We start from the raw sequence: 5,152 nt of genomic DNA on the forward strand, positions 1-5,152 counted from the left end.
CGCCGGTGAGGAAGATGAGCAGACAGGATTTCGCACGGCCGAAACTCGCCGTGGCGGGTCTTGGAACCGCCGGCGCAGCGCGAATCAGCGACGGCAACGCAAGCCCGAGGCAGCCGAGTCCGCCGGCGCGGAGCAGTTCGCGCCGGGACACCGCATCGCGCAGCGAGAGCGACCCTGTGCCGGTGGAATCCACGGTCAGAGCGTAGTAGGTGCGGGATGGACGAGTCAACGGCGCGAACTCCTCAACCGGTGTCACGCGCGAGCCGGTCTCGCCCGTCCCATCCGTCCCACCCGTCCCGTCGGACGAACGACCGCGCCGAACCCGAGGACGGTTTGCTCACACCCCGCCGATCCACTTCCGGTCCTCCCACACGGCCCTGATCGAAGTCAGGTTGCGCGGGTCGAAGACGTGCCTCGCCGCGGTGAGCACCCTGCCCTGCTTCGCCGCGTTCCACGCGTCGCTCGTGCTGATGGCCACGAATTGCAGCACGCTCGGGTCGCGGTAACAGTCAATCATGCACTTGGTGCAGCCGTCGCGGATGAGCTTGGACTCGTCCCACTCGTGGACTTTGCACATGGGCTTGTCCCACGCGTGGCAGCGGTAGAGGTCGAGGTTCCAGTCGAGATAAAAATACTTGTGCCCACCGAGGCACCCGAACTTCTCGCGCTCGCCGCGCAGGTGCCGCTGCATTTCGGAGAGCGACTCGGTCGGGTTCACCACCGGGTAGCCGCTGCGATGCTTCATCTGCTTGATCTTGTCGAAAAGCGCGATGAGTTCGTCTTTCGAGAAGTTCACCAGCCCGCTGTCGCTGAAGCTCAGGTAGCTCGAAGCCAGCGACGTGAGCGGGTAGCTGAACGTGCAACTCCGGAATCCGAGCGACTCGAGGAACGCGGGCAGCTTGTCGTAATCCTCGATCAGCCGGCTCGCGGTGATGCTCGCGGTGGTCTGCACGCCCGCGCCGTGGAAGAATTCGTTCGCGCGCTTGATCTTGCGGCACACGTCGGGCAGGCCGCGGTTCTGCTCGTGCCTGCCGATGTCGTGCGCGTCGATGGACATGATCACGCTCGACAGCCCGTCGTCCACGAGGCCGCGCATGTTGTCCTCGGTCCACAAGCCGCCGTTGGTGCAGATCATCGGGTGGATGCCGCGTTCCGCCGCGTAGCGCGTCATCGCGCGCAAATCGCGGTGCACCATCGGCTCGCCGCCGACGAACAGCAGGTAGCCGATGTGATTGCGGAGCGCGATGTCCACCACGTCCCTCGCTTCCTGCAACGTCACGCTGCGGCGCGCCTTCGGGTCGAACTTCGAGCGCGCGAAGCCGCAGAAGTCGCAGTCGGCGTTGCAGATGTTCGTGATGGCGAACTGCAGATAGCCGGGGCCGCCGTGATCGAGCACCTCGCGGAAGAGCTGGAGCGCGGACTTCCGCGCCCGCGGCACCGGACCGAGGGGAGCGGGCGCGGACACGGGACCTGGATTGCCGGGCGCGGACGCCGGCGGGGTTGTGACGGCTTCGGTGCTCATGCCACGGGCGGCGGATGGTGCGGACGTTGCGGAGGCGTGGCAACGCTTCTTTTGCGCGCCGGAATTACTCCGCGAGCCGCGCCCCGATCGTCGCGAGTTCCGCGAGGCGGTCCATCGGCTGGTCCGCCGCCCAGCAGATGCCTCGGAACGCCAGCACGCGGAAGACCGGGTCGTCGAAGGTCCAGTTGTAATGCCCCGGCACGGCGACGAACACGCGGCCCTTGCCCACCTGCCGCGTCCAGAGTTGCGGGGTGAGCTTGCCGTCCTCGGGCGCGCTGGCGAGGAGCTGCACATCCTTCGGGTCGCCTTGAAACTGCCAGTAGGTCTCGTCCACGAACGTCTCGCGGGTGAAGCTCGTCGCGGTGAAGCCCTTCGCCAGCGGGTGCCCGTGGATGACGAAGTCGATCGGGCCGTGGCGATACTTGAGCTTGCTCGAATCGCTCGCCAGGCCGATGCGCCGCGCGAAGGCCAGCGCGTTCGTGCGCGCCTCGACGGCCCAGTGGAAATAGGCCGCGCCACCGCCGCGCGCAAGGAAGGCGTCGAGTTCCTTGCCGCGGTCCTCGTTCCAGGCCGGGTTGTTGTTGAAGAAGCAAATCACGTCGGCCTTCGCGAACTGCCCGGCGCTTGGCCACTTGTCCGCGGTGTCCACGGTCACGTTGTCCGCGAGCGGGAGGAGTTTGCTCCAGCGTTTCTGCCACAGCGGATAATCGTGCTCGCCCTTGCCGTGGTCCTTCGGGCCGGCGCAGAGCACGATGTGGAGCGCTTTGTTGGAGCTTGGGATTTGGAGTCTGGAGTTCTCGGTGCGGAGCAACGCTTCCACCTCGGCGCGCTTGCGCGGCGGCGGGGGCGGGGTGTTGCCCTCAATGGGCGCGGGTTCGAGCGGGACGGTGAGGAGGAAGGTCATCAGGTCGCGCACCTGCTCGGTGCTGGCGCTCGCGAGCAATCCCTCGGGCATGAGCGAGAGCGCGGAAGGTCGCATCGCCTTCACCTTCGCGCGCGGGACGGCTACGGTTTTGCCGGTTGCGTCGGCCAGCTTTAACTCGCCGCCCGTTTCGCCGAGCACGACGCCGGTGAGCGGTTCGCCGTTCGTGAGGTCGAGCGCGAAGGCGGGATGGTCCGGGTTGATGGCCGCGCTCGGCTCGCGGATGTCGCGCAGCACGCTCGCGTAATCGCGGTGGATCAAGTTGGAGAGATCGGGGCCGACCGCCGTGCCTTCGCCGCGGATGCGATGGCACTTGGCGCAGCCGATCTGCTCGCCGAAGAACAGTCGGCGTCCGAAGAGCCAGTTGCCACCAGCGATTTCGGGAATCTTGCGCTCGGCAGCGAGTTGAATGACTTCGCTCTTTTGCTCGGCCCACGGGAGATAGAAACGGCGGAGCGGGAAGGGGCGACCCCCGTTGACTCCAGTCAACGTCCACCACAAATGCAACCCGAACGGGATAGGGATACTCACAAATCCCGCCCGTTGCCCTTGTGGGTCGCGCTTAGGTTCAAGGAAGAACGGCTCTGGAGGTATCGCCAGCCGGATGCCACTTCTTAAGACAGCTTCCAACTGGTTCAACTCGCCCGATGGTTGGACATGGCGGAAACTCAAGGGAGTGTTCCTGTTGATGTCACCGATCGGAAGTCGCTGAAGCCCGGGCATCTCCAACTTCGCCAAGTTCTCGGAAAGGACGTGAACTTGCACATCTTCCGCAGACGGCTCGTGGTCCAGTTTCGAGCCAGGCTGCACCGATGGCTGAAACATCGCTCTGAGGTCTATGCTAGAATTCAGTGCGAGCTTGCCGAACTTTGAAAGTACCGCCCACAGCCGCTCATGTTCCGCGCTGCCGATCGTGAACGCCTTCGACACTTCCGTGTCCAGATGCGGCAGCCATCCGTTCCACGTTTCCTTCCCGACCTCCGAAGTCCACTTCGCCTCGACGCCGTGGTTGTTCACGAGCAGTTCGATGTCGTCGTAAATCTCGGGAGGGCCGGGTTCCACCCCGGCCCCGTCTTTGCCGGATGAAGTTTGGGCGCGGGTGGAACCGCGCCTTCCTGCGGACACATTCGGCATCCGCACGGCGTAGTTCACGGCGGCGGTGCGCGGGGCGGTGGCGAGATGAATCGTGCGGCGGTCCGCGCTCAGCGCGGCGGAGAACACCGGCACGTCGTAACGCGGTTGCGCGCGCTGGTCGTGCACGACCTGATAACCGGGCCACATCGTCTCGAAGCGGTCACCGGGCATCACGTATTTGCCCGCGATGATGCTCGTGCGCTTGGCGAGGTCGCGCAGGTTCGCCGGGTCGAGCGGACGGTCGAATGCGATGCGAATCTCCGTCGGGCTCGCGCTCCACGTGAGCACGGGCTGCGGCGCGTTGGTGTCCGCGTGGCGGATGCGGAAAATCTTCCCCGGCCCGTTCGGGCCGGTGCCCCAATCGGGCTTGCCGCTGTGGCATGCGACGAGCAAGTCACCGCGCGGCGTCACGCACACGTCCACCGTGAGCATGTTCAGGCAGGCGATGAGGTGGTTCTGCGCGACGTAGCCGGCGGCGGTCTTCACGAGCTTGGTGCGGTAAATCTTCCCACGCGATTCACCGGCGACGAAGACATCGCCAGCCCAGTTCGCCGGGCCGAAGAGCTTTCCACCGTTCACCGGCTCGTTGAAGGTCAGCCCGCACGTGCTCTGGTGCTGCGGGCCGTAGTCGAACACGCTCGGCTCGTCGAAGACGTTCGGCAGGTGCTTGGGGTGGCGCGGCGGAAACCCGTAGTGCCGGCCCGGCTGGATGTGCAGCAGCTCATCGAATGGATTCCCGTTCGGCAGCCACGTCGCGCCCTCCTGATCGGCGCAAAACAAGTCGCCGTGCTGGTTGAACGCCATCGCCACCGGGAAGCGAATGCCGGTGCAGACGATCTCACGCTTCGAGAAATCCGGCGCGACCTTCAGCACCGTGCCGCGCTCGGACGTCAGGTCGAACTGCGATTTGCCGTCGGCGTCGAGCAGGTAGGCGTTCGCGTAGTTGGCGGCGCCGAGGGAGAAGTAGATGCTGCCGTCCTTGTCCAGCGCGCAGCCGACGGCGTCCACGTTCTGCGGAATCTCCTTCCAGCCGGTGGCGACGATGATCTCCTCGTCCGCGCGGTCGTCGCCGTTCTTGTCCACGATGAGCGAGAGCTTGCCCTTGGACGGGACGAAGACCCCCTGCCCGTGCTTGTAACCCGGCGGCGTGACGGCCATGCCGATGGGGCCGCGCAGCTTCGTGCTGCCGTCGAAGAACAGCGCGGCCTTGTCCTCGAGGCCGTCGCCATCCGTGTCGGAGAGCAGCCAGATTTGTCCGTTGTAGCCGAGCGCGTAGAGCTTGCCGTCGGCTCGATACTTGAGCGTGTTGATGTTCTTGAGGTCTAGCGGCAGCTCGCGCACGACGAAGCCCGGCACAAGCATCTGCACGGGCGCGGCGTTGGTGACCGTCTCCCACGCGCGCCAGCCGCCGGGCGTGTTGCCGAAGGCGAGCTGCTGCAGCGATGCGTGCTTCTCGGTGAGATACTTCTCCACCGCCTGCCGCTCGGCCTGCGGCAGCGCCCGGCTGAAGACGAGCACCTCGGCGATGTCGCCGTCGAGGAAGCCCTGAGTGTGCGGCGGCTCGGGCGAATTCG

3 protein-coding genes are annotated in these 5,152 nt (G+C 65.8%); all 3 read right to left on the reverse strand.

All coding sequences use genetic code 11. The annotated features are described in order from the left end of the window. On the reverse strand, positions 1-193 hold a 193-nt coding region (locus tag FJ386_14860), incomplete at its 3' end, for a DUF1501 domain-containing protein (protein ID MBM3877966.1). 144 nt (positions 194-337) lie between these two features. Further along, positions 338-1,522, reverse strand: coding sequence for a radical SAM protein (locus tag FJ386_14865; GenBank protein MBM3877967.1), 1,185 nt, complete (start codon positions 1,520-1,522; stop codon positions 338-340). A gap of 64 nt (positions 1,523-1,586) precedes the next feature. Then, positions 1,587-5,152, reverse strand: a 3,566-nt coding sequence (locus tag FJ386_14870; GenBank protein MBM3877968.1) for a c-type cytochrome, incomplete at its 5' end; no start/stop codon positions are given.

The organism is Verrucomicrobiota bacterium (assembly GCA_016871675.1).
Classification (GTDB): domain Bacteria; phylum Verrucomicrobiota; class Verrucomicrobiia; order Limisphaerales; family VHCN01; genus VHCN01.